Consider the following 23,807-nt stretch of genomic DNA (forward strand, 5'->3'; position numbering starts at 1 on the left):
ATAGTCCTGGCTGTGCTGCGCCGCGACGCGCGCGGCCGCGCCGTTCGGACCACGGAACACGATGGGGCAACCCATCTGGCCGCCGGACATGTAGAGCGTCTTCGCGGCCGAATTGATGATCTGGTCGATCGCCTGCATGGCGAAGTTGAAGGTCATGAACTCGACGATGGGCTTCAGGCCCGTGAAGGCTGCGCCGACGCCGATGCCGGCAAAGCCGTGCTCGGTGATCGGCGTGTCGATGACCCGCCGCGCGCCGAATTCCTGCAGCAGTCCCTGCGTGATCTTGTAGGCGCCCTGATATTCGGCGACCTCCTCGCCCATGACGAAGACGGCCTCGTCCTTGCGCATCTCCTCGGCCATGGCGTCGCGCAGTGCCTCGCGCACGGTGATGGTGACCATCTCCGTTCCGGCGGGAATATCGGGGTCGGCCGCGACGGTCGCGGCGGGAGCTGCCACGGACGGCGCGACCGAGACGGCCGGGCTCGACAGCGGAACCGACAGCTCGGCGGCCGGCTGCTGCGCCTTGGCCTCGCGCGGCTGTTCGGTGGCGGCGGCGGATACGTCCTCGCCCTCCTGCGCCAGCACGGCGATGAGCTCGTTGACCGGCACGTCCTGCGTGCCTTCGGGCACGACGATGCGGGCAAGGATACCTTCGTCGACCGCCTCCACTTCCATGGTGGCCTTGTCGGTCTCGATCTCGGCGATGATGTCGCCGGGCTTGACCTTGTCGCCTTCCTTCTTGGTCCACTTGGCGAGGTTGCCCTTCTCCATCGTGGGCGAAAGCGCCGGCATCAGGATGTTGACAGGCATGGAAGGCTTCCGATCAGGAGGTCAGGAACGGGCGGAAACGACGCCGGTGGCGATCCCGGCAATGACGGCGATGAAGAACACGCCGACGGCCTTGGCGAAGCGGGCAAGATGCGGCGCCGCTTCTGGCGGCATGTATTTGATCGCGCCCATCCAGTTGACGAGGCGGCTGAGGCCGAGCGCGCGGTAGGGCTCGTGCCGCTCGGAGATCACCCAGGCCTGGAAGGCGGACCAGGCGGCCACAAGCCATGCGCCGGCGGCGATCAAGAAGACGCCTCCTGCGATGAAATGGGCCGCCGTCACCCCGAGGCCCTCACTTCAGGATGTCGGTCCAGAGCTCGGACGGATCGGGCTCGGGATCGTTGGTGGCGAATTCGGCGCTCTCGGCCACGATGTCGCGGACGGACGCGTCGATCTTCTTCAACTCGTCCTCGGCGACCTTCCAGTCCTTCAGGAGGCGCTCGCGAACCTGCTCGATCGGATCGTGCTCGGTGCGCATCTTCTGTACCTCGTCCTTGGTCCGGTACTTGGCAGGGTCCGACATCGAATGGCCGCGATAGCGATAGGTCTGCATCTCGAGGATGTAGGGCCCCTTGCCGGACCGGCACCATTCCATGGCGCGCTGGGCCGCCGCATAGACCTCGCGGATGTCCATGCCGTCGACCTGCTCGCCGGGAATGTTGAACGACAGGCCGCGCTTGGAAAAATCGGTCTGCGCCGAGGCGCGCGTCACCGCCGTGCCCATGGCGTAGCGATTGTTCTCGATGACGTAGATGACCGGCAGCTTCCAGAGCGCGGCCATGTTGAAGCTCTCGTAGACCTGGCCCTGATTGGCCGCGCCGTCGCCGAAATAGGTCAGCGAGACATTGTCGTTGCCGCGATAGCGATTGGCGAAGGCGAGGCCGGTGCCGAGCGAGACCTGCGCGCCGACAATGCCGTGGCCGCCGTAGAAGTGCTTCTCGGCGGAGAACATGTGCATCGAGCCGCCCTTGCCGCGCGAATAGCCGCCGCGCCGGCCGGTCAGCTCGGCCATGATGCCGTTGGCGCTCATGCCGGTTGCGAGCATGTGGCCGTGGTCGCGGTAGCCGGTGATCATCTGATCGCCGGCCCTGGACGCCATCTGCATGCCGACGACGACCGCTTCCTGGCCGATATAGAGATGGCAGAAGCCGCCGATCAGGCCCATGCCGTACATCTGGCCGGCCTTCTCCTCGAAGCGGCGGATCAGCAGCATCTCGCGGTAGGCGTCGAGATCCTGCTCCCTTGAGAAGCCGGCAGGTTTCGCCTTGCCCGCGCTTTTCGCGCCCGCCGGTTTGGCGGTCGCCGCGGATTTCGACGTCTTCGCCGCCGCGGCCTTTGTCCCGGTTGCAGCCATGTGCTTCCCCTGCGCTGCCATCGTCCCCAACATGTAGCGCTGGACACGGCGCGAGGGAAGGTCGCCGCCATCGGTCTTGTGCGGCGCACAAACCATTGGCATTGCAACGCAATCAGCGACTTAACTTGTTTCCGGTTCACAGCGGAACGTCAACCGATTTCCGGTTGACGGCATTGCGCATGCCGGATGCGTCAGCGCCGCCGCAGGATCAGCACGAGATCGCGCGGATCGGCAAAGTTGAGGATTTGCCGGGCGCGCTGATCCAGAAGGTCAGGGTCGAGCGCGCCGGCCTGAAGCAGCGTCACGCGACGGGCGACCTCGGCCTTTTCCGATCGCAGAGCCGCCAGTTCCTTGTTGAGATCGTCGATCTGGGCGATGAACTGCTGCTTGGCGCGAATGCCGTGCTCGCCGTGATAGGCGTGGAAGCCGAAATAGGCGATCATCGCCGCTGCCGCGAGATAGAGCCCGGCGGCCTGAAGGATTCGCTGACGTCTGGTGCGCACGACCATGCCGGCATCATGCCCTCGGCCGGTTTCAGGAGCGTTAATGCTTCCTGAAAGTTACCGCCGGCCGGTGCCCGCGACAGTGGCCACCAGCAGGCCGGCGACGATGCCGGCAACGCCGAGCGCGGCAAGCGGGCTCGGCACCTCGCCCAGCGCGGGAATGCCGATCAACGTCCCGAGCACGGGGATCATCGGGGGGAAGCGCGCGGCGAGCGCGATGCCCAGCGTGCGCGCGCCGTAAGTCCACATCAGCAGCCCGATGGCGACGTTGAGAATGCCCTGGTTGATGCCGTGGAAGGCGATGATCGGCCAAGGCACCTGCGCGAGGCCGGGGTCGAGAAACAGGAAGTAGAATGGCAGGAAGGCAACGGCCGATAGCACCGAGACGACGGCGGCGCCTGTCACCGAGGGCACCTGCCAGCGACCGCACAGCCAGGTGAACGTGCCCCAGCCAAGGCCGCAGACGACGAACAGCGCATCGCCGAGAATGGTCATGCCGCCCTCCCGCCCCGTCGATCCGGCAACGGCGATCGCCGCGAGCCCCGAAAGCACGATGGCAAAGCCGACAGCGGACCAGAACGGCAGGCGCACCCGCATGCCCAGATAGGCGAGCACCGTGGCGGTCACCGCCACCATTCCGGGCTGGATCGCCGAGGCATGGGCTGCCGGCGCGAAGATCAGGCCGACATTGGACAGCACGGTGAGCGGCACGCCGCCCGTCAGCACCAGCGCAATCCCCCTGCCCCAGCCGAGGCCGGCGCAACTGGCGATGCCGGCGCGCACGAAGAAGGGCAGCATGACCGCGCCGGCGAAAATGAACCGCAGTGCCGCCATGTCATAGGCCGACAAGCCGGATTGCAGGCCCCAGCGAACGGAAACGAACTGGCCGCCATAGATCGACACCGCCAGGAACATGGCGGCCAGCGCGAGCTTGGATGGAGGGGAACTGGACATGGCGGTCCGGCACCCATCGCGCCTTCGCTGCCGCATCGCAACAAGGAACGGCGCAGGTTTGCCATGCCGGCACGGCTGGCCAGCCGGCCGTCAAGCGGGCATGCGCGTTGGCGCCCCCGTAATCCGCGCTTTGACCCGGCCCTGTTCCGGCGCAATATGCGGACAACCTGCCGGCCATCCGGCCGAAACCTTCGCGATCGACCCTCATTTGGGAGATGGCGCCGCGATCGGGCGCCGATCAGGAGCTGACGATGACGAAACGTCCGACCACCCTCGCCGCGCTGGCCGCCCTGGCCCTCATTGCCGGCTTTGCTCCCTCGGCCGACGCCCAGAAGCGCCAGCCCCGGCAGGAGCAATCCGGCGGCGAGACCCTCGATCGCATCACGCCCAACCAGATGGCGGGCCTGCTGCGCAATCGCGGTCATCGCGCCGAGATCGTTTCGGAGAACAACCGCACCCGGCTCCGGACGCAGATCGGCAACCGCCGGGTCACCGTCTTCTTCTATGCCTGCAACGATACCGGCTGCCAGTCGATCCAGTATCGCGCCCTGTTCGAGCGGAACGATCGCTTCACGCACGCCTTCGTCAATGCCTGGAACTACGAAAAGCGCTTCGCCAAGACCTATATCGACTCCGACGGCGACCTCGTCCTCGAGTGGGACGTCGATTTCGACGGTGGCGTCACGGTCGGCTTCATCTCTGAATCGGTCCAGACCTTCCAGACCATGCTGACGGCCTTCGACCGCTTCACGCCGCGCGACCAGGGTGCAGGATCTGCCGGAGGGCAGCGCGCGCCCGCTCCGGCGGCTCCCGATTCCAGCGGCGGTCGCTCGACATCGCCGGGCATGCCGCCTTCGTCGCCCGGCCAGGCCCAGCCGGATCAGTCCGGCGGCGGTTCCGGTGGCGGCTCCGGCGGCAAGAGCAATACCGGCGACCGTCCGGGCGAACGCCGGACCTGATCGGCCGACGCTCCCCAAAAACATGAAAACGGCGGGCCCGAAGCCCGCCGTTTTCATATTCGGTCGCAAGGTGCCGGCGCGCTTTCGCGCCGGCCCGCGAACGGGGTCAGCGCTTCGCCTTCAGGGCGCCGCGGCCGGCGTAGCGTGCCTGCGTGCCCAGCTCCTCCTCGATGCGGATGAGCTGATTGTACTTGGCGGTGCGGTCCGAACGGGCGAGCGACCCCGTCTTGATCTGCCCGCAATTGGTGGCGACCGCGAGATCGGCGATCGTCGCGTCCTCGGTCTCGCCCGAACGATGCGACATGACCGCGGTATAGGCGGCATTGTGGGCCATGGAGACAGCGGCCAGCGTCTCGGTCAGCGTGCCGATCTGGTTGACCTTCACCAGGATCGAATTGCCGAGGCCCTTGTCGATGCCCATCGACAGACGCTTGGTGTTGGTGACGAACAGGTCGTCGCCGACGAGCTGGCACTTGGAGCCGACGAGATCGGTGAGGATCTTCCAGCCCTCCAGATCGTCCTCGGCCATGCCGTCCTCGATGGAGAGGATCGGATAGTCGGCAACGAGCTTGGCGAGATATTTCGCCTGCGCCTTGGGGTCGCGCGTCTTGCGCTCGCCCTCATAGACGTAATTGCCGTCCTTGAAGAATTCGGTCGCCGCGCAGTCCAGCGCGATGACCACGTCGTCACCGGCCTTGTAGCCGGCCTTGTCGATGGCGGTCATGACGAAGTCGAGCGCGGCCTGCGCCGACTTCAGGTTGGGAGCGAAGCCGCCCTCGTCGCCGACATTGGTGTTGTGGCCGTCGGCCTTCAGTGCCGCCTTGAGCGTGTGGAAGATCTCCGAGCCGGTGCGGACCGCGTCGGCGAAGGTCGGCGCACCGACCGGCATGATCATGAATTCCTGGAAGTCGATGGGGTTATCGGCATGGGCGCCGCCATTGACGATGTTCATCATCGGCACCGGCAGGACATGGGCGAAAGCGCCACCGACATACTTGTAGAGCGGCAGGTCGCGGGAAATCGCGGCCGCCTTGGCGGTGGCGAGCGACACGCCGAGGATGGCGTTGGCGCCGAGGCGCTTCTTGTTCGGCGTGCCGTCGAGCGCGATCATCGTCTCGTCGATCTGCACCTGGTTGGTGGCGTCGAGACCCGAAAGCGCATCGAAAATCTCGCCGTTGACGGCGTCGATGGCCTTGCGCACGCCCTTGCCGAGATAGCGCGCCTTGTCGCCGTCGCGGAGCTCGACCGCTTCGTGCGCGCCGGTGGAAGCGCCCGACGGCACCGCCGCCCTGCCCTTCGCGCCGTCATCCAGCAGCACGTCGACCTCCACCGTCGGATTGCCCCGGCTGTCGAGGATTTCGCGGGCGATAATGTCGACGATGGCTGTCATTGCGGCCTCTGTTGCGCTGCGGAGGAGGATGGCGGGGTTCTACAGCATGGGCCGGCCCGTTCAAGCCGCCGGAGGCAGGTCCGGCCGGCTTTTCGGCATGGCTTGCTGCCATTCTCCCGCTGAAACCATCACCCGAGCAGCCGTCGCATGGCCTCGTCCCGGTCCGCGTCGCCGAATTCCGGATCGGCCCAGCCTTCCAGATAGCGCTCCAGCGCCGTTTGTTTCCGGTAAATGCGGTTTCGGTCCGCGCCGGCGGCGATCAGCAGGGCCACGACATCGGCGGCCGGCAAAGCGCAATGAACCGGGGAATCCACATGGCGCGGCGGGTCCGGATCCGCGCCATTGCGCAGAAGCAGGCCGACAAGCTCGGCATTGTGCATCTCGCAGGCCAGCGTCAGCGCGGTGGCCGGCAGGTTGCCGCCGACCCGGTTGACATCGGCGCCGGCGGCCAGAAGCCAGCGGGCCGAGGCCATCGGGTCGAAGCCGATACCCGAGCGGAACGACACCCACATCAGCGGCGTGAAGCCGTTTGAGCTGGCGACGTCGACCAGCGCGCCGTCGCGGAGGGCCCGGACGATGCCGAGCGGCGCGCAATTGTAGGCGGCGACCGTCAATGCGAGATCGGCCGGATAGTCGATGCCGAAGGAATAGGTCCCGGGGGACGCGGCGGCCATGCGCATTCCTCTTCCCGGGAATGCCGGCCACCACCCTCGGCATTCCCCTTCGCGCGGTCGATCTGCTATCACCCGCGCCGATCAGGCTGTCGGTTCTCTGTGGCGGCGCAGGGGCGCAAAGTTCACGGACCGGCGGCGAAATCCGCGCAGATTTGCGCGGCAGGACTGGAGACAAGCAGCCATGACCGAACTGAAGCTCGGCAAGGCGGTCGAAACCCCCGCCTCCCCCGAAGTGGCGGAACTCGACCGCGTGCCCAACCCGCATGCCGACACCAACTACGTCACGCGCTTCGTCGCGCCGGAATTCACCTCGCTCTGCCCGGTGACGGGGCAGCCGGACTTCGCCCATCTCGTCATCGACTTCGTGCCCGACCAGTGGCTGGTGGAGTCGAAATCGCTCAAGCTGTATCTGACCTCGTTCCGCAACCATGGCGCGTTTCACGAGGACTGCACCGTCGCCATCGGGCGCAAGCTCGTCGAAGTCATCTCCCCCCGCTGGCTCAGGATCGGCGGCTACTGGTATCCGCGCGGGGGTATTCCCATCGACGTGTTCTGGCAGACCGGCGAACCGCCGCGCGGCGTCTGGATCCCGGAACAGGGCGTCGCGCCCTATCGCGGCCGGGGCTGATTGATCGTCCTGATGGACGTTGGACCGTCGAATCAGCGACATCTGACATGCCATGCTCAAGGCCAGCCGCGACAAGGACGATGCCGATCTGACCGCGAAGCTCGACGGACTGACCGACGAGCCGCCGCGGCGCCTCCTGTCGCGCCTGATGACCTGGGCCGGCGTCGCGCTGTTCATGGTCTCGGCGGCCGTCATCGCCACGCGCACCGAGGCCGGTTCACAGCGCGTCGCGCGGCTGTTCGCCCCCGCCCCGCCCGTTCAGGTGGCGCAGCGCCCCGAGCCGCCGCGCCAGCCGGCCGCCGACCCGATGCTCGTCTATGAGACCCGCCGGCTCGCCGACCAGCTCCGTGTCATGGCCGCCGAGCGCGAGGTTCTGATCGACCGGCTTGCCGCCGTTGAGCGCACGGTCGGCGACGTGACCGCCTCCATTCCGCGATCGGAGCCGGCCCAGCCGCGCCCGGTTCGCGTCATCGAGACTGCGCCGCCACCCGCCGCCCCCGTTCAGCCGCCAGCGTCCGCTGCACCCGCCCCGCCGGCAACCGCCCAGCCCGCGCCGGTCGTCGCGCCCGTGCCGAGCCCGCCGCCGAACCAGGCCGCCGCTGCCCCGCCCGACACGCAGGAATCCACCGCCATTCGCACCGAGTTCGGCGTCGATATCGCGGGCGAGGCCAACATGGACGCCCTGCGCGCACGCTGGCAGCAGTTCCGCAACCAGCACGGCCCGATCATGGAGGGGTTGCGCCCCGTGGTCGCGGTGCAGGAGGGACGGCAGGGAGCGGTCGAACTGCGGCTCGTGGTCGGCCCGCTGTCCAATGCCAATGCGGCCACACGCCTCTGCGCGACGCTCTCTTCCGCAGGTGTGAATTGCAAACCGGCCGTTTTCGACGGACAAAGGCTGGCAGTGCGCTGACCCCCCGGTTTGCGCGCGTGCCGCGCGAGCGGTCGTCCAACATCCAGAACAAGAGCGGAGCCCGGGCTGTCCGGAGACATCCGCCGGTCAGGGAGGAATTCCGCATGGCATCCAGGCCTTTCGCTTGGGAAAAGTCCTATCCGCCGGGCGTGCGTTGGGACGCGCCGATCCGCGTGACGACGCTCGGCACGTTGGTCGACGAGGCCGCCGCCAGTTTCGGCGAACGTCCGGCCTTCGAATTCCGCGATCAGTTGATCAGCTATGCCGAACTGGGACGCCGGTCGGACGCCTTCGGTGGCGCGCTGCTTCGCGCCGGCCTCGGCCGCAACGACACGGTCGCGCTCTACCTGCCGAACACCCCCTATCATCCGATCTCCTTCTTCGGCGCGGCCAAGGCCGGTATCCGGCTCGCCCATCTCTCGCCGCTCGATGCCGAGCGCGTCCTCGCCTACAAGCTGAAGGATGCCGGCGCGCGCACGCTGGTCACCACCGACATCGCCCCATTGTTCGGCACGGCTCTGAAGCTCTTCGATGCCGGGCTGATCGACCGTCTGATCGTCACCGAGGATGCCGCCTTCGGCCCGTCGGGCATTCCGACGCTTCCGATCCCCGACAAGCCGGGCATCGTCACCTTCGCGTCCTTCGTGGGCGACGCCGCACGCCCGGCCGTCTGGCCGGAGGTGAAGCCCGACGATGTCGCCCTGCTGCAATATACCGGCGGCACCACCGGCATGCCGAAGGGCGCCATGCTCAGCCATGGCAACCTCACCTCGGCGGTGTCCATCTATGACGCCTGGCAGGTGGCGCTGCCGACCGGCGATCCCGCCAAGGACAAGATCATCCTCGTCCTGCCGCTATTCCACATCTACGCCCTGACCAGCGTCATGCTGCGCCAGCTCACGCGCGGCTCATGCCTGATGCTGCGCATGCGCTTCGATCCTGATCAGACCTTCGACGACTTCGAGAAGCGGCGCGCGACCATCTTTCCCGGCGTGCCTACCATGTGGATCGCACTGGTCAACCACCCCCGTTTCGCGACCGTCGATCTGTCCTCGCTGATCTATGCCGCGTCCGGCGGCGCGCCGTTGCCGGTCGAGATCGCGCGGCGGTTCGAGAGCCGCGCCGGCTTCCGCCTGACCGGCGGCTGGGGCATGACCGAGACGTCGCCGGCCGGCACCAACGTACCGAATACCGGCCTGTCCAAGCCCGGCACGATCGGCCTTCCCCTGCCCGGTCTGGAACTGGACATCTGCGCCCTCGACGACCCGCACAAGGTGCTGCCGCCGGGCGAGATAGGCGAGATCCGGATCCGCGGCCCCAACGTCACGCGCGGTTACTGGAACAAGCCGGAGGAATCGAAGGCCTCCTACGCCGACGGCTGGTTCCTCACCGGCGATATCGGCTTCATGGACGAGGACGGTTTCTTCTTCATCGTCGACCGCAAGAAGGACATGATCATTTCCGGCGGCTTCAACGTCTATCCGCAGATGATCGAGCAGGTTGTCTACGAGCACCCGGCGGTCGCCGAGGTCATCGTGCTCGGTGTGCCCGACAGCTATCGCGGCGAGGCGGCCAAGGCCTTCGTCACCCTGCGCGAGGGCGCCAAGCCCTTCACGCTGGAGGAGTTGCAGGTCTTCCTGAAGGACAAGGTCGGCAAGCACGAAATGCCGGCTGCGCTCGAATTCCGCGACAGCCTGCCGAAAACCCCCGTCGGCAAGCTCTCGCGCGCGGAGCTTCGCAGTGAGATCAAGGCGGCCGGCTAGGCCGGCCTTGGCCGGCGCAGCAGCCTGATCAGCAATGGCGTCGTGAAGATCGGAAACTGCGCAGCGGCGAAATAGAGCGCGACGAACGGATCGATGCCGGCCCCGAGTGCCGCCCAGATCAGCCCGACATTGCGGTTGCCCATGGTCAGGCCGATCTCGGTGCGCTCCGCAAGGGAGCCCGGCGAAGCCAGTGCGAAGACGAAGGCGAGGACGACATTCGCCGCGTAAGCCACGGCGACCGTCAGCAGCACCGTTGCCGGGTCGGCCCAGAACAGCCGCGGCACGCCGCTCATCGTCGCCATGGCGAACACGAACAGGGCTGCGACCACCACGCGGTCGAACATGCTGCCATTGTCCTCGACGAAGCGAGGCGCAAAGCGCCTCAGGGCAAGCGTCAGCCCGCCGGCGGCGCCGAGCAGCACGAACAGCCGAATCGCGAGATCGGACGGCGACAGGTTCGCCTGTGCTGACCCTGACAGCATCATGACGAGCGGCGCGGACAGCGGGACGGCGAAGGTCGCGACCGTCGTGACGACGAAGGCGATCGATCCCGTCGCACCCAGCATCCGCGCGATGGCAGCGTTGGCGCTCGACGGCGGCGCGGCGAGGCTCAGCACGAGCGCGGCCGCGAGCGGGCCGGTCCAGCCGATCGCCGCCGCCCCCTGAGCCACGGCCAGCGGCGTCAGCACGATCGCGGCAAGAGGCAGGACAATTCCGAAACGGGGGTTCTTCAGCGCCGCCAGAACCGACGCGCCATCCAGCCGGAGGAAGGTGCCGGCGACGAAGACAAAGACGCAGGCCGTCAGCAGCGGCCGCACGGCGTCGGCCAGCGGCGGGAGTGCCAGTCCCGCTACCACGCCAAACGTCAGAACGACCGGCCCGTCGGCCGCGAGCGCCCGCAATCGCGTCAGCACCGGCATTCCCCTCAATTCGATCGGGCGCGGACGATAGGTCGCTCGCCCACGATCCAGCAGCACCGGGGCCGCGCCGCAGCCATGAATCGCCACCGCTTGCCAGAGTCCCGCCGGCATGCTTGCTGTCAGCGCGAGGGGGAATGCCTCCGGGGCGGGAATCATGGCGACACCGAGCGAGGCAAAGCGCGCCTATCTGCTGCTGCTCGTCATGCCGCTGCTGTTTTCGTCCAATCTGGTCATCGCCCGCGCCATGGGCGATGCCGTGCCGCCCTTCACGCTCGCCGCGTTGCGCTGGGGCGTCGCCGCCATCCTGCTCCTGCCATTCACCTGGGGTTCGCTCGCTGCGGAGCGCGAACGTCTGGCCGTATCCTGGCGTCGCATCCTGCTGCTGGGTTTTCTCGGGATGGGAATATGCGGCGCCGGCGTCTACTGGGCTCTCGGCATGACGACGGCGACCAACGGCACGCTGATCTACACGACCTCGCCCGTCCTCGTTCTCCTGATCGAGGCGGCAGCCTGGGGCCGCCGGCTGCCGCTGGCGCGGCTCGGCGGGGTCGCGCTGGCCATGCTGGGCGTCGCGGTGATCGTCCTGCGGGGCGATCTCGGCTCGCTCGCGCGCCTCGACTTCAATCCCGGCGACATCGGCATGGCCGCGGCCGCTCTCGCCTGGGCCGTCTATTCGCTCGTCCTGAAGAACGACCGGCTGACAGCGATACCCACCCTGACGCTGTTCGCCGCCATCGCCGTGGCGGGAACGGCGGTGCTTGCCCCATTCGCAGCGATCGAGCTTGCGACGCAGGGAGGCTGGCCCGATACGGACCGGGTTTGGCTCGGGGTGGTGGCGCTTGCGCTGTTCTCGGCCGTCGGCGCCTTCTCGCTCTACCAGTACGGCGTGAAGGTGGTCGGACCGTCGATCACGTCCTGCTTCCTCTACCTGCTGCCCGTCTACGGGGTCGGCATGGCCGTGATCTTCCTCGGCGAGGAGTTCCGCGCCTTCCATCTCGCAGGCATGGCCCTCGTCCTTGTCGGCCTCATCGCCGCCACAGCTCCGCCAGACATTCTGCCCATGCTGCGCAGGCGTGAGGTGGAGTGAAGTCCCTCGTCTTCGCGTCGAATTCGTCTATAACCCCACCTGTCTCCAGCGCATGCCCGCCGGCCGGGGGCCGGGCCCGCCCGAAAGAACCGCCGACCGACCGCTTCATGCCGAGCCGCCGTACCCTCCTTACATCCCTTCTGGCCGCGCCCGCCCTGCTGGCGCAGGCCCGTTCGGCTTTCGCCCAGCAGACCGCGCTCCAGACCGCGCAGGCCGCTGTGTCGGACGGACAGGCGATCTCGCGCGACGCGCTGATCGATTTTGCCCGGGAAATCTCACGCCAGCCCTATCAGGCTCCGCGTGCGGAAATCCCGCGCGGCTTCGCCCAGCTCTCCCTCGACCAGTACCGGCAGATCCGCTTCAAGCCCGACCGCCGCATCTGGGCTGGCGAGAATCGCGGCTTCACGCTCGACCTTCTGCCCGCGGGCAACGTCTTCACGACGCCCGTGACGATCCGCACGGTCGACGGCGGCATCATCCGCGACCAGCGCTTCGCCGCCGACATGTTCGACTACGGCAGCGTTCCCCCGCCCCCGGCCGATATCCAGGTGCCGTTCAGCGGTTTTCGCGCGTTCTCCGCGCTGAACCGGCCGGACCCGGCCGACGAGTTCCTCGTGTTTCAGGGCGCGAGCCTCTTCCGCGCGCTCGCGCGCGGGCAGACTTTCGGCGTCATGGCCCGCGGTCTCACCCTCAACGTCGCCGAGGCGCAGGGCGAGGAATTTCCCGCCTTCCGCGCCTTCTGGATCGAGCGGCCCGGCCCCGGTGGATCGAGCCTCGTGGTTCATGGCCTGCTCGACTCGGAGAACGTCACCGGGCTCTACCGCTTCTCCATCCGGCCCGGCGACGTCACGGTCTGCGATGTCGAGGCAACGCTGTTCCCGCGCAGCGACCTCGCCCATGTCGGCATAGCGCCGATGACCGCCAACTACCTCTTCGCGCCCAACGACCGCATCAATATCGACGACGTTCGCGGCGCGGTGCACGACGCCAACGGCCTGCAGATCTGGAACGGCAACGGCGAATGGATCTGGCGGCCTGTCCAGAACCCCGACACGCTTCAGATCGCCGCCTTCGTCGACCAGAACCCGCGCGGTTTCGGCCTGTTGCAGCGCGATAGGCGGTTCGAGGCGTTCAACGATCTCGACGGCCGTTTCGAGCGGCGTCCGAGCGTATGGATCGAGCCGCTGGGCGAATGGGGCCAGGGGCAGGTGCAACTCGTCGAGATTCCCGTCAACGACGAGATGAACCGCAACATCCTCGCCTATTGGCGGCCGCGCGCGCCGCTTGGCCGGGGCACCGAGCATTCATTCACCTATCGCATGCACTGGTGCTGGTCGCCGCCCGAGCGACCGCAGATCGCATTGGTTTCCGCGACGCGCACCGGCCGCGCGCCCGGCGGTGGCCGCCGCCGGCGCTTCCTCGTCGATTTCTCATCCGACGACTTCGCCGATCCGGCAAAGGTGCAGAATCTTCGCCCCAATCTCACCAACCAGCGCGGGCGGATCGTCAGCGTCGACGGGCGCCTGGTTCCCGAAGTAAAGCTCTATCGCGTCGCATTCGATCTTGACCCGGAGACCGCTAATCAGGTGGAACTGAGGCTGGTTCTGGAGCGCGAAGGACAGGCGCAAAGCGAGACATGGCTCTATCGATGGACGCCCTGACCGAACGGCCGGCAGCTCAGCCGGTCGCCCGCGAACGCGCCGCCATGCCTGCGCATGCCCCGCTCGCCATGCCGGCCCAGTCGCTGCGCCGGTGGAACAGGGCCGAGCGGCGGCCGCGCCTTGCGCCGGAACTCTGGCGCAAGCCCGGCTTCTCCCGCCTCGTCGCCTTCGGCGGCATGGCGGCGATCACCGGCTTCGGCGCCTGGCAGATGTACAAGGTGGTCGAAGCCGGCGGCGTGACGCTGCTGGAATGGGCCTTCCTCATCCTGTTCGTGATCAATTTCTCGTGGATCGGGCTCGCTTTCACCACTGGCCTGCTCGGGCTCGGTCACCTGCTGCGCCACGGTCTCAACCGCAAGCCGGTCCTGCCCGATGACCTGATCGAGCGCACTGCGCTGGTCATGCCGATCTACAATGAGAGCCCGGCGCGGGTTTTCGGGACGGTACAGGCGATCGCCGAGGACGTGATCGCCACAGGTCACGGCGCATCGTTCGACTTCTTCTTCCTGTCGGACACCACCGATCCCGACATCTGGATCGCCGAGGAGCGCGCCTTTCTCGCCCTGCGCGAGCGGCTGCCCGGCGTCGGCATCTATTACCGCCACCGCCCGAAGAACACCGCGCGCAAGGCCGGCAACATCGCCGACTTCGTCACCCAGTGGGGCGGCAACTACGCCCATATGATCGTGCTCGACGCCGACAGCGTCATGACCGGCGAGACGATCGTCGCGCTCGCGGATGCGATGGAGAAGGACCCGGATTCCGGCATCATCCAGACGCTGCCCCGGCTCATCAACCGCAACACGCTCATCGCGAGGCTTCAGCAATTCGCCGCGCGCGTCTATGGTCCCGTCTGCGCGGCGGGCCTTGCCGTCTGGTCAGGCCGCGACGGCAATTACTGGGGCCACAATGCCATCATCCGCATGGAGGCCTTCGCCTCCTCGGCCGGCCTGCCGGACCTTCCGGGCAAGCCGCCCTTCGGCGGCCATATCCTCAGCCACGACTTCGTCGAGGCCGGCCTGATCCGCCGTCGCGGCTATGCCGTCTACATGCTGCCACACCTCGACGGGTCCTATGAGGAAAGCCCGCCCTCGCTGATGGATCTCGCCATCCGCGACCGCCGCTGGTGCCAGGGCAACCTCCAGCACAGCCGGGTCATCGGCGCCAAAGGTCTGCACTGGGCAACGCGCCAGCATCTCGCCACTGGCATCATGAGCTACGTGTCGAGCCCGCTCTGGTTCGTCCAGCTGCTCATCGGCCTGTTGCTCGCCTTGCAGGCCGCCTTCATCCGCCCGGAATATTTCACCAACCAGTTCACGCTGTTTCCGGCCTGGCCGGTCTTCGATTCCGAGCGCGCCTACAACCTGTTCCTGATCACCATGGGCATCCTGCTCGCGCCCAAGGTCTTCGGCTGGTTCGTGACGCTGGTGAACGGCCCGGCGCGGCGTGGCAGCGGCGGCGCGATCATGCTGACCATCTCCACCGTGCTGGAGATCATCCTCTCGGCACTGATCGCCCCGGTCATGATGCTGATCCAGTCGAGCTCGGTCTTCTCGATCATTTCCGGTCGCGATACCGGCTGGAAGACGCAGCGCCGGGATGATGGCTCGATCCCCTTCCGCGCCATCGTGCAGCGGCACTGGCGGCATACGGCGCTCGGCATCGTTGCGGCCATCGCCGCCTTTTCCATCTCGCCCTACATCTTCGCCTGGATGTCGCCGACCATTATCGGGCTCTGGATGGCGATCCCGACCTCGTGGGCTTCGGCTTCCGCCGGCATCGGCTGGACGTTGCGCCGCATGCGGCTGCTGCTGATCCCCGAGGAATCGGCGCCCCCGCCGATTGCCGAGCGGGCGTGGAAGCTTGGGCAGGAATTCGAGGCCCTCGACCTCGAGAACCACAAGGCACTGGATCTGATCCACGGCGATATCGCGTTCCGCGACCTGCACCAACAGATCATCCAGGTGCCGCCTCCGCGCGTGCGCGGCAAGATCGACACCGACCGGGTCATTGCCGAGGCCAAGCTCACCGACGCCCAGTCCATCGAGGACGCCCGCGCCTGGCTATCAGGCAGGGAATCCATGCTGGTGCTGCACGACCGGGCGCTGATCGCTCTGCTCGCGGCGCTCCCGGAGGCACGGGAGACGCAGGTCCCCTAGCGTCACCTTGACCGGTTTTCTCCGGACATTGACCGAATTGTTGGTCCGCCACACTGTTCGGAAGGATAGTGGGGGACTGGTCATGAAATACACTGTCAAAACGACGAAGATGGTGGCGCCCGACGCCTTGCCGGCCGATGTCGTGCCCGGCCACTGCTTCGTGGACAGGAAAAAAAGCCGGGCCGTCGAGATCAAGAACAACGGCACGTCCACGATCAAGAACGTCGCGCTCGCCGTCCTGTCCCAGGGCGATGATTTCTGGAGAAGCCCGCTCGAGATCGCCGCCAAAGTGCCCGCAAAGGGCGCGGCCTCGTTCGATCTGCGGCCCGAAAATATCCGCCTCGTCGAATGCAAGCTGAAATTCACCTCGCCTGACGGCACGTTCACGGACTCGATCGTCGCCGACAGGGGCCTCTTCATCAGTTGCGTCGGGCTGACCGTCCACGCCGACGGCACATTCACCACCTGGTGGACCCAGATGGCTCTGCCCGGCGGCAAATAGGCCGGATGGCGCCCCAGATCCCGCGCGAGCACGTCGATGCAGGTCCGCTGCTGCATTGCACAAATCGGCGGCATCGAATCGCATCAAGCCTAAATCGGCCGCAGCGCGCGCGATGGCGGCAAACCGCCAAGGTCACCGCAATGCACTGATATCGCGTGACATTTCGCACCAGACGCATTCTGGCACCCCTCTTGCTTCGAACGAGGCCAGTCTTTCTGGCCGCCAATGACGCCGGCCCCTCGCTCCACACGGGGATCGGATGTCACAGGACTTCAGCGCCGAGCAGAAGCGCTATCTCGAAGGATTTGTCGCAGGGGCTGCCGCCTCGCGCGCCGTCGGCGGGCTTGGCGGCTCCACACCTGCCGCCAGCGCGCCGGCCGGTCCGGACGCTCCGCACCTTCTCGCGCAGGATGCCCAGACCAGGGCCGGCAAGAAGCTGGTCGATCAGGAGAAGTGGAAGCGCGACGAGCACCCGTTCGACGCATTCCACCGGCTGACCACGGAAGCCGCGGCCGGCAAGCTGCCGGCCCCGCCGGACAATTTCCGCTGGCGCTATTTCGGGCTGTTCAACGTCGCCCCCGCGCAGGACAGCTTCATGCTGCGCATGCGCATTCCGAACGGCATCCTGAAAGCCCATCAGCTGGCAGGCTGCGCCGACCTCGCCGAACGCTTCGGCGGCGGCTACCTCCATGTCACCACGCGCGCAAACCTTCAGATGCGCGAAATCCGCCCGGAAAATGCCAGGGCGCTGCTGGAGGGTCTCGCCGATCTCGGTCTCGTCGCCAAAGGCTCCGGCGCTGACAATATCCGTAACGTCACGGGATCGCCGCTGGCCGGGATCGACGCGCGGGAACTCATCGACACGCGGCCGCTCTGCCGCGAATGGCATTTCCACATCCTCAACGAGCGGGTGCTCTACGGCCTTCCCCGCAAGTTCAACGTCTCGTTCGACGGCGCCGGCGTCTCACCGGCGCTCGAAGAGACCAACGATATCGGCTTTCAGGCGGTGAATGTGCTGGACGGTTCGGGCGTCGAGCCCGGGATCTGGCTGCGCATCGTGCTCGGCGGCATATCCGGCCACCACGACCTCGCCCGCTCGACCGGGACCTTCTGCCGGCCGGCCCAAGCAACCGCCATCGCGGACGCCATCGTCCGCGTCTTCGTCGATCACGGCGACCGCTCCAACCGTAGCAAGGCGCGGCTGAAATATGTGCTCGATGCCTGGGGCTTCGAGAAGTTCATAGCTGCGGTGGAGGAGAAGCTCGGCGCCAAGCTCGCGCGGATCGACGAGGCCCGTGTCGCGCCCCGTCCCGCCACCGACCGCTATGCCCATGTCGGCGTCCACAAACAGAAGCAGGCCGGCCTCAACTGGGTCGGCGTGGTGATGAACGTCGGCAAGCTCACGCGCACGCAGGCGGAAGGCCTCGCCGCCATTGCGCGCGAGCTCGGTGACGGCGACATCAGGCTCACCGTCTGGCAGAACCTCATCCTGTCCGGCATTCCCGACGCCAGGGTGGCCGCGGCGGAAGCGCGCATCGCCGCGCTCGGCCTCTCCACGACGGTGACGCCGATCCGCGCCGGTCTCGTCGCCTGCACCGGCAATGCCGGCTGCAAGTTCGCCGCGTCGAACACCAAAGGCCACGCGCTGGAGATCGCGGCCCATGTCGAGGCGCGCGTCGCCATCGATATCCCCGTGAACATCCACCTGACCGGCTGCCACCATTCCTGCGCCCAGCACTATATCGGCGATATCGGCCTGATCGGCGCCCGGGTGCCCACCAACGAGGACGGCGACACCGTCGAGGGCTACGACATCGCGGTTGGCGGCGGCTTCGCCGAGAACGCGCGGATCGGCCGCTATCTGTGGAAGGGCGTCAAGGCCGAGGACGCGCCGCGCCATGTCGAGGCGCTGCTGAAAACCTACCTCGCGCACCGCGCCGGACCTGACGAGAGCTTCCAGGCCTTCACCCTTCGTCATGAAGCGGAGGCGCTCGACGCTCTCGTGACCCCGGCGCTCGCCACCATGAAGGAGGCCGCGGAGTGACTGCCCATCCGACGACGCAGATTTACGCGCTGATCCCGGACACCGCGCCCTTCTCCGCCGAACAGCGCCAGTGGCTTTCGGGCTTCTTCTCGGCGGCTCTGGCTCCCGGCGGGGTTCCCGGGGCCGTCGCCATCGACCCGCCTCCGGATATCGGCGGCGCTTCCTCCGATCTCGCCAGCAATGACGACGCGCCGTGGCACGACCCGTCCATGGCGATCGGCGAACGCATGAAGCTCGCCGAAGGCAAGCCCGTGGCCCCACGCCTGATGGCAGCCATGGCGCAGCAGGATTGCGGCCAGTGCGGCTACAACTGTGCCGACTATGCCAATGCCCTGGCGCTGAAATCGGAGGAGCGACTGAACCTCTGCGTGCCCGGCGGCAAGGACACGATGCGGGTGCTCAAGAGCCTGGCCGCCGAGATCGGGGCCGCGCCCGCCGCTCCTGCGGTTACATCGGGCGCGGAGCCGGCAAAGCAAATCACCACGGCGGCGCCCGGCCGTTCCCGCGAGACGCCTGTCGAGGTGACCTTCATTTCACGCAAACGGCTGAACGCCGAAGGATCGGAAAAGGCCACGTTCCATGTCGAGTTCGACCTCGTCGAGGCCGGCCTCGACTATGTCGTTGGCGATGCCTTCGGGCTCTTTCCCACCAACGATCTCGGCCTCGTGGACCAGATCATCGCCATGCTCGGCGCTTCCCATGTCGCGGAAGTGCGGGGACGGCAGCTACGCGATGTCCTGACGGAGGATGTCTCGCTGTCCCCTGCCCCGGATTCGCTGTTCGAGCTCTTGTCCTTCCTCACCGGCGGCGCGCAGCGCGCCAAGGCCCGGGCGCTCGCCACCGGCGAGGACCCGGATGGCGATGCCGAAACCCTCGACGTGCTCGCCGTGCTCCAGAAATTCCCCGGCGTGCGGCCGCATCCCGAAGCCTTCGTCGAGGCGCTGGAGCCGCTCCAGCCGCGCCTCTATTCCATTTCCTCGTCGATCAAGGCCAATCCCGGCCGCGTCTCGCTCACCGTCGATGCGGTGCGCTACCAGATCAACAAGCGCCGCCGCCTCGGGGTCGCCTCGACCTTCCTCGGCGAGCGCGCGGCGCCTGGCGGCAAGGTCCGCGCCTATATCCAGCGCGCGCATGCCTTTGCTCTCCCGGCTGATCCGACCAAGCCGGTGATCATGGTCGGCCCCGGCACCGGCGTCGCGCCGTTCCGCGCCTTCCTTCAGGACCGCTGGGCCGACAGGGCCACCGGACCCAACTGGCTGTTCTACGGCCACCAGCGGCAGGCGACGGATTTCTTCTATGCCGACGAACTGGACGCGATGAAGAAGGCCGGCATCCTCGGCCGCCTGTCGCTCGCCTGGTCGCGCGACGGCTCTGAAAAGATCTACGTGCAGGACCGCATGCGCGAGAATGGAGCCGAGCTCTGGCGCTGGCTCTCGGATGGCGCGCACTTCTACATCTGCGGCGATGCCAAGCGCATGGCGAAGGACGTCGAAGCCGCCCTGGTCGACGTGATCTCCGGCCATGGCGGCAGGTCGGCCGATGAGGCCGTCGCCTACGTGCAGGAGATGAAGAAGGCCGGCCGCTACCAGGCCGACGTCTATTGAAGGGCGGTGTCATGACCGAGGCAGCCGTCCGCACTCCTGAGGCCCGGTATGCGCCGCGAATGGCCCCGCTCGCCGTCCTGCCCGTCTTCCTCAAGCTTGCCGGGCGGCGAACGATCGTTGCCGGCGGCTCCGGGGCGGCGGTCTGGAAGGCGGAACTGCTCGCGGCGGCCGGAGCAAGGGTCGAGGTCTTCTCGGGTGCGCCCGGCGAGGCGATGATCGCTCTGGCCGATGCAAGCGAGGCAATCACCCTTCATGCGCGCGAATGGACGCAGGACGACCTTGCCGGCGCCTCCTTTGCGATCGGTGCGATGGAGGGCGATGCCGAGGCCACGCGCTTCCGCGACGCCGCCCGCGCGGCCGGCATGCCGGTCAACGTGATCGACAAGCCGGAATTCTGCGACGTGCAGTTCGGCGGTATCGTCAACCGTTCGCCCCTGGTCATCGGCATATCGACCGATGGCGCAGCCCCCGTTTTCGGACAGGCCATCCGCGCGCGCATCGAGGCGATCCTGCCGCAGGGCCTCGCGCGCTGGGCCGAGGCGGCGAAGGTCTGGCGCATGCGCGTCGCGGCCCTCGCCCTGCCTTTTCATGCGCGGCAGCGGTTCTGGGGCCTTTTCGCCAGGCAGGCGCTAGCCAATCCCGCCCAGAAGCCCGCCGAAGCTCTGGTGGACGCGCTGGAAACCGAAGCCATGGCGGCGGTCGGGGCGAAGTCCGGCTGCATCATGCTGGTGGGGGCCGGCCCCGGCGATCCCGAACTGCTGACCATGAAGGCGGTGCGCGCGCTGCAATCAGCCGATGTCATCGTCCATGACGATCTGGTGCCGCCAGCGGTTCTGGACGTGGCGCGGCGCGAGTCCCTGCGCATATCGGCTGGCAAGCGCGGGCGTGGGCCCTCCTGCCGTCAGGAGGACATCAACGCACTTGTCGTCCGCCTCGCGCGCGAGGGCCGCCGCGTCGTCCGCCTCAAGTCTGGCGATCCCATGATCTTCGGACGAGCCGGCGAGGAAATCGCCGCCGCCGAGGCCGCGGGCATCCCCGTCGAGGTCGTTCCCGGCATATCCGCCGCGCAAGGAGCAGCCGCCGCGCTTGGCCTGTCGCTCACCCATCGTGATCATGCCCGCAGGCTGCAATATGTTACTGCCCACGGCCGCGACGGCCGTCTGCCGCGCGACCTTTGCTGGACTGCCCTCGCCGACCCCGCCGCCTCGACGGTCGTCTATATGGCGGGCGGCACCTGGCTGGACATGGCGGCGCGCCTGCTCGGGGAAGGCCTCGATCCGCAAACTCCGGCCGTCGCCGTGGTCAATGCCACGCGGGCGGATCAGGCGGTGATCGCCTCGACAGTCGCCACCCTTGGGCAGGAACTCGCCTCCGCCCAGTGGAGCGGCCCGCTGCTGATTCTCTATGGCAGCGCCTTTGCCGCGTCGAAGGTCTCCCCGGAAAGCATCGAAGCCGCCTTCACCGGGGTCTGAACGGCCTCCGCCCTGCTTTTCCTTGACATCGCGGATGCGACCTGTCACATCCCGCCCGATCAGCTGGCGGCGACGCAGCGGGCATTCGCCTGCTATTCCCGAGGCCGGCGCCGAAATCAGACCTGCCGCGAGGACTTGCCATGGCCAAGGCCGCAACCATCAAGATCAAACTCGTTTCGACCGCCGATACGGGCTATTTCTACACCGCGAAGAAGAACTCGCGGACCATGACCGACAAGCTGTCGATGAAGAAGTATGACCCCGTCGCGCGCAAGCACGTCGAGTTCAAGGAAGCCAAGATCAAGTGATCGGCCGTTCCTGATCGTCGAGATATTCCCAATGGCCCCCACGCGGGGCCATTGTCGTATCGGACCCTTGGAGTTCAAAGCTCAGCGGCAAGGCTCATGCGTCAGTCCTGGCCCCTCTGGCTGTTCGGCGGCATCGCGGCGATTGGCGCGACGATCATCGCGCTGACGTTCTACTACGGCTCGATCCGCATCTGCGGACGCATGTCGGGCTGCGCTTCCTACAGGTTCGATCATGCGCCGGGCATGTTCCTGTTGTCCCTCAGCCCGGCCCTGCTGCTGCTCGCTGCCGGCCTCTACGGCTTCTACTGGTTGAGGCGGGTGCAGCGACACCGCTAACGCGCCAGGAAAAGCCCGCGCACCGCAGGCTCTGATCCAAAGCGACAGTCCCGCGCGCGAATCCGATGCACGGAATGATCCGATACATGTGGGAGGCATGGTGGCCGGCCGGGCCTGCGGCTATGCGGAGAGGCCATCCGCGCCGAACCCGACCGGCCGACCCTACGGGACCAGGAGATGCGGCGGACCTGGTGACGCGCAGGGCATGAAGATCAGGACGAACGCAGATCATCGGATGGGATGATCACGTCCTGATCTGCCAAGAGCTTACCCGAGGCAGGGTCAGTGCTTCAATGAAGACGAGGCGATACAACCGGTAAACCGGCCCTTAACCTAAAGCGACAAGGTTTATTCTTATGGTGAACGCGGCTCACGCTGCGTCCAGAACCACCCTGTTGCGGCCGTCGCGCTTGGCCCGGTAGAGCGCCTGGTCGGCACGCTTGACCAGCTCGTCCGCCTCAGTATCGCCGGCCTGCCGCTGGGCCATGCCGATGGACACGGTCACGTCGATCGCGCGCGCGCCCTTGTGGATGGCGAAGGGTTCGCCCGCCACGCGTGCGCGGATGCGCTCGGCGACGATGGAGGCAACGCCGGCATCGGTGTCCGGCATGACCACGACGAACTCCTCGCCGCCGAGACGGCAGGCAAGGTCGATCCCGCGCACGCTCTTGCGCAGGCGCTGGGCGAACTCGCGCAGCACCTCGTCGCCGGCATCGTGGCCCCAGGTGTCGTTGACCGCCTTGAAGTAGTCGATGTCGAGGATCAGCACGGAAAGCGGCTTGCCGCGCATCGAGGCCTGTTCGACCAGCGTGCCGAGGTGGCTCTCCATGTAGCGGCGATTGTGCAGGCCGGTGAGCCCGTCGGTAATCGCCATTTCCATCGACTGCTGGACGTTGTCGCGAAGGCGTTCGGTGTAGCGCTTCTTGCGCACCTGCGTGCGCACGCGCGCAGCCATCTCGTTGCGGTCGATCGGCCGCAGCAGGTAGTCGTTCACACCGATGTCGAGGCCGCGCAGCAGCCGCGCCTCGTCCTCGGGCTCGGCGATCACCAGAATCGGCAGGCCGCGGGTGCGGTCGATCGACCTGATCTGCGAGCAGAGCCGCAGCGGGTCGAAATCGGTGAGCCCGAGCGACACCATGATCATGTCGAAACTGCCCTCGGCCGCCTTGAACAGGGCCTCCTGGGCGCGCGGCTCGACCTCGACCTGATGCTGGGCGCTCAGCGCCTGCACGATGCGCTCGTGGGACGAGGCCCGGTCATCGACGATCAGGATCCGGCCGTTCAGTCCGGTCTCGGCGACGGCTTCGGCGAGCGGGTCGCGCATGCCGATCTCGCGCGACGTGACCGCGCGCATGCGAAGCTCGTCCTGCATCATCTTCAGGCGCACGAGCGAGCGCACGCGCGTGATGAGGGCGAGATCGTTGACCGGCTTGGTCAGGAAGTCGTCGGCGCCCACTTCCAGGCCGCGGATGCGGTCCGAGGGTTGGTCGAGCGCGGTGACCATGATGACGGGGATGTGGTGCGTCGCCGGGTTGGCCTTCAGGCGACGGCAAACCTCAAACCCGTCCATCTCCGGCATCATCACGTCGAGCAGCACGATGTCGCACTGGGCGCGCTCGCAGATCGACAGCGCCTCGGGACCCGACATGGCCGTGATCACGTCGAAATACTCGGCGGACAGCCGTGCCTCGAGCAATTTCACATTGGCGAGAATGTCGTCGACGACAAGAACACGTGCGGTCATCGGTGCT

The 23,807-nt window shown here is 67.1% G+C and carries 22 protein-coding genes; 13 read left to right on the forward strand and 9 right to left on the reverse strand.

Going from position 1 to position 23,807, the window contains the following annotated elements:
• From JNK84_RS21190 to JNK84_RS21210, 5 genes are all read right to left on the reverse strand, one after another.
• Positions 1-810 (reverse strand): pyruvate dehydrogenase complex E1 component subunit beta (locus JNK84_RS21190; RefSeq protein WP_293427969.1); only part of this gene is annotated, 810 nt, incomplete at its 3' end.
• Positions 811-831: 21 nt separating this feature from the next.
• Positions 832-1,074 carry a hypothetical protein gene (locus JNK84_RS21195; protein WP_293427971.1) on the reverse strand — a complete coding sequence of 81 codons (243 nt, stop codon included), beginning with the start codon at positions 1,072-1,074 and terminating at the stop codon, positions 832-834.
• 46 nt (positions 1,075-1,120) lie between these two features.
• On the reverse strand, positions 1,121-2,182 hold the full coding sequence (gene pdhA / locus JNK84_RS21200; RefSeq protein ID WP_293427973.1) for a pyruvate dehydrogenase (acetyl-transferring) E1 component subunit alpha: 1,062 nt from the start codon (positions 2,180-2,182) through the stop codon (positions 1,121-1,123).
• A 191-nt stretch (positions 2,183-2,373) separates the two neighbouring features.
• Positions 2,374-2,691 carry an FtsB family cell division protein gene (locus JNK84_RS21205; RefSeq protein ID WP_293427975.1) on the reverse strand — a complete coding sequence of 106 codons (318 nt, stop codon included), beginning with the start codon at positions 2,689-2,691 and terminating at the stop codon, positions 2,374-2,376.
• A 51-nt stretch (positions 2,692-2,742) separates the two neighbouring features.
• Entirely contained in the window at positions 2,743-3,639 is an 897-nt protein-coding gene (locus JNK84_RS21210; protein WP_293427977.1) for a DMT family transporter, read from the reverse strand.
• A gap of 251 nt (positions 3,640-3,890) precedes the next feature.
• On the opposite strand from JNK84_RS21210, the gene JNK84_RS21215 reads away from it, so the two are divergent.
• The gene (locus tag JNK84_RS21215; protein WP_293427979.1) at positions 3,891-4,598 is read left to right on the forward strand and encodes a YbjN domain-containing protein; all 708 of its coding nucleotides are present in this window, start codon (positions 3,891-3,893) and stop codon (positions 4,596-4,598) included.
• 106 nt (positions 4,599-4,704) lie between these two features.
• Here the strand turns inward: JNK84_RS21215 and eno are convergent, their stop codons facing one another.
• Positions 4,705-5,988: a phosphopyruvate hydratase gene (eno, locus tag JNK84_RS21220; RefSeq protein WP_293427981.1), complete on the reverse strand. Its 1,284-nt coding sequence runs from the start codon at positions 5,986-5,988 to the stop codon at positions 4,705-4,707.
• A 128-nt stretch (positions 5,989-6,116) separates the two neighbouring features.
• Positions 6,117-6,602 carry an ankyrin repeat domain-containing protein gene (locus tag JNK84_RS21225; RefSeq protein ID WP_293427983.1) on the reverse strand — a complete coding sequence of 162 codons (486 nt, stop codon included), beginning with the start codon at positions 6,600-6,602 and terminating at the stop codon, positions 6,117-6,119.
• A gap of 241 nt (positions 6,603-6,843) precedes the next feature.
• On the opposite strand from JNK84_RS21225, the gene queF reads away from it, so the two are divergent.
• The 3 genes from queF (at position 6,844) to pimA (ending at position 9,963) form a co-directional block, all read left to right on the forward strand.
• The gene (gene queF, locus JNK84_RS21230; protein ID WP_293427985.1) at positions 6,844-7,290 is read left to right on the forward strand and encodes a preQ(1) synthase; all 447 of its coding nucleotides are present in this window, start codon (positions 6,844-6,846) and stop codon (positions 7,288-7,290) included.
• A 52-nt stretch (positions 7,291-7,342) separates the two neighbouring features.
• Positions 7,343-8,200: a hypothetical protein gene (locus JNK84_RS21235; RefSeq protein WP_293427987.1), complete on the forward strand. Its 858-nt coding sequence runs from the start codon at positions 7,343-7,345 to the stop codon at positions 8,198-8,200.
• Positions 8,201-8,304: 104 nt separating this feature from the next.
• On the forward strand, positions 8,305-9,963 hold the full coding sequence (gene pimA / locus JNK84_RS21240) for a dicarboxylate--CoA ligase PimA (protein WP_293427989.1): 1,659 nt from the start codon (positions 8,305-8,307) through the stop codon (positions 9,961-9,963).
• Here pimA and JNK84_RS21245 read toward each other — a convergent pair.
• Entirely contained in the window at positions 9,960-10,994 is a 1,035-nt protein-coding gene (locus JNK84_RS21245) for a hypothetical protein (RefSeq protein WP_293427991.1), read from the reverse strand. The two genes, pimA and JNK84_RS21245, sit on opposite strands and share 4 nt — an antisense overlap.
• Positions 10,995-11,037: 43 nt before the next feature.
• On the opposite strand from JNK84_RS21245, the gene JNK84_RS21250 reads away from it, so the two are divergent.
• The 9 genes from JNK84_RS21250 (at position 11,038) to JNK84_RS21290 (ending at position 22,056) form a co-directional block, all read left to right on the forward strand.
• Positions 11,038-11,970, forward strand: coding sequence for a DMT family transporter (locus JNK84_RS21250; RefSeq protein ID WP_293427993.1), 933 nt, complete (start codon positions 11,038-11,040; stop codon positions 11,968-11,970).
• 107 nt (positions 11,971-12,077) lie between these two features.
• Positions 12,078-13,631, forward strand: a complete 1,554-nt coding sequence (locus JNK84_RS21255; RefSeq protein WP_293427995.1) for a glucan biosynthesis protein — start codon at positions 12,078-12,080, stop codon at positions 13,629-13,631.
• Complete coding sequence (gene mdoH / locus JNK84_RS21260; protein ID WP_293427997.1) at positions 13,607-15,790, forward strand: glucans biosynthesis glucosyltransferase MdoH; 2,184 nt, start codon at positions 13,607-13,609, stop codon at positions 15,788-15,790. The genes JNK84_RS21255 and mdoH overlap by 25 nt, the downstream gene beginning before the upstream one ends.
• Positions 15,791-15,902: 112 nt before the next feature.
• The gene (locus JNK84_RS21265; protein ID WP_293427999.1) at positions 15,903-16,292 is read left to right on the forward strand and encodes a hypothetical protein; all 390 of its coding nucleotides are present in this window, start codon (positions 15,903-15,905) and stop codon (positions 16,290-16,292) included.
• A gap of 259 nt (positions 16,293-16,551) precedes the next feature.
• The gene (locus tag JNK84_RS21270) at positions 16,552-18,336 is read left to right on the forward strand and encodes a NirA family protein (protein WP_293428001.1); all 1,785 of its coding nucleotides are present in this window, start codon (positions 16,552-16,554) and stop codon (positions 18,334-18,336) included.
• On the forward strand, positions 18,333-19,940 hold the full coding sequence (locus JNK84_RS21275; protein ID WP_293428003.1) for a sulfite reductase subunit alpha: 1,608 nt from the start codon (positions 18,333-18,335) through the stop codon (positions 19,938-19,940). Before JNK84_RS21270 ends, JNK84_RS21275 begins: the two co-directional genes overlap by 4 nt.
• A 59-nt stretch (positions 19,941-19,999) precedes the next feature.
• On the forward strand, positions 20,000-21,412 hold the full coding sequence (gene cysG / locus JNK84_RS21280; RefSeq protein WP_293428005.1) for a siroheme synthase CysG: 1,413 nt from the start codon (positions 20,000-20,002) through the stop codon (positions 21,410-21,412).
• A 140-nt stretch (positions 21,413-21,552) separates the two neighbouring features.
• Positions 21,553-21,720, forward strand: a complete 168-nt coding sequence (gene rpmG, locus JNK84_RS21285) for a 50S ribosomal protein L33 (protein WP_293428007.1) — start codon at positions 21,553-21,555, stop codon at positions 21,718-21,720.
• Positions 21,721-21,816: 96 nt separating this feature from the next.
• The gene (locus JNK84_RS21290; protein WP_293428009.1) at positions 21,817-22,056 is read left to right on the forward strand and encodes a hypothetical protein; all 240 of its coding nucleotides are present in this window, start codon (positions 21,817-21,819) and stop codon (positions 22,054-22,056) included.
• Between the two features lie 370 nt (positions 22,057-22,426).
• Here the strand turns inward: JNK84_RS21290 and JNK84_RS21295 are convergent, their stop codons facing one another.
• On the reverse strand, positions 22,427-23,800 hold the full coding sequence (locus tag JNK84_RS21295; protein ID WP_293428011.1) for a PleD family two-component system response regulator: 1,374 nt from the start codon (positions 23,798-23,800) through the stop codon (positions 22,427-22,429).
• Between the last annotated feature and the right edge of the window lie 7 nt (positions 23,801-23,807).

The sequence above is a fragment of the Phreatobacter sp. genome (genome assembly GCF_016793595.1).
Taxonomy (GTDB): domain Bacteria; phylum Pseudomonadota; class Alphaproteobacteria; order Rhizobiales; family Phreatobacteraceae; genus Phreatobacter.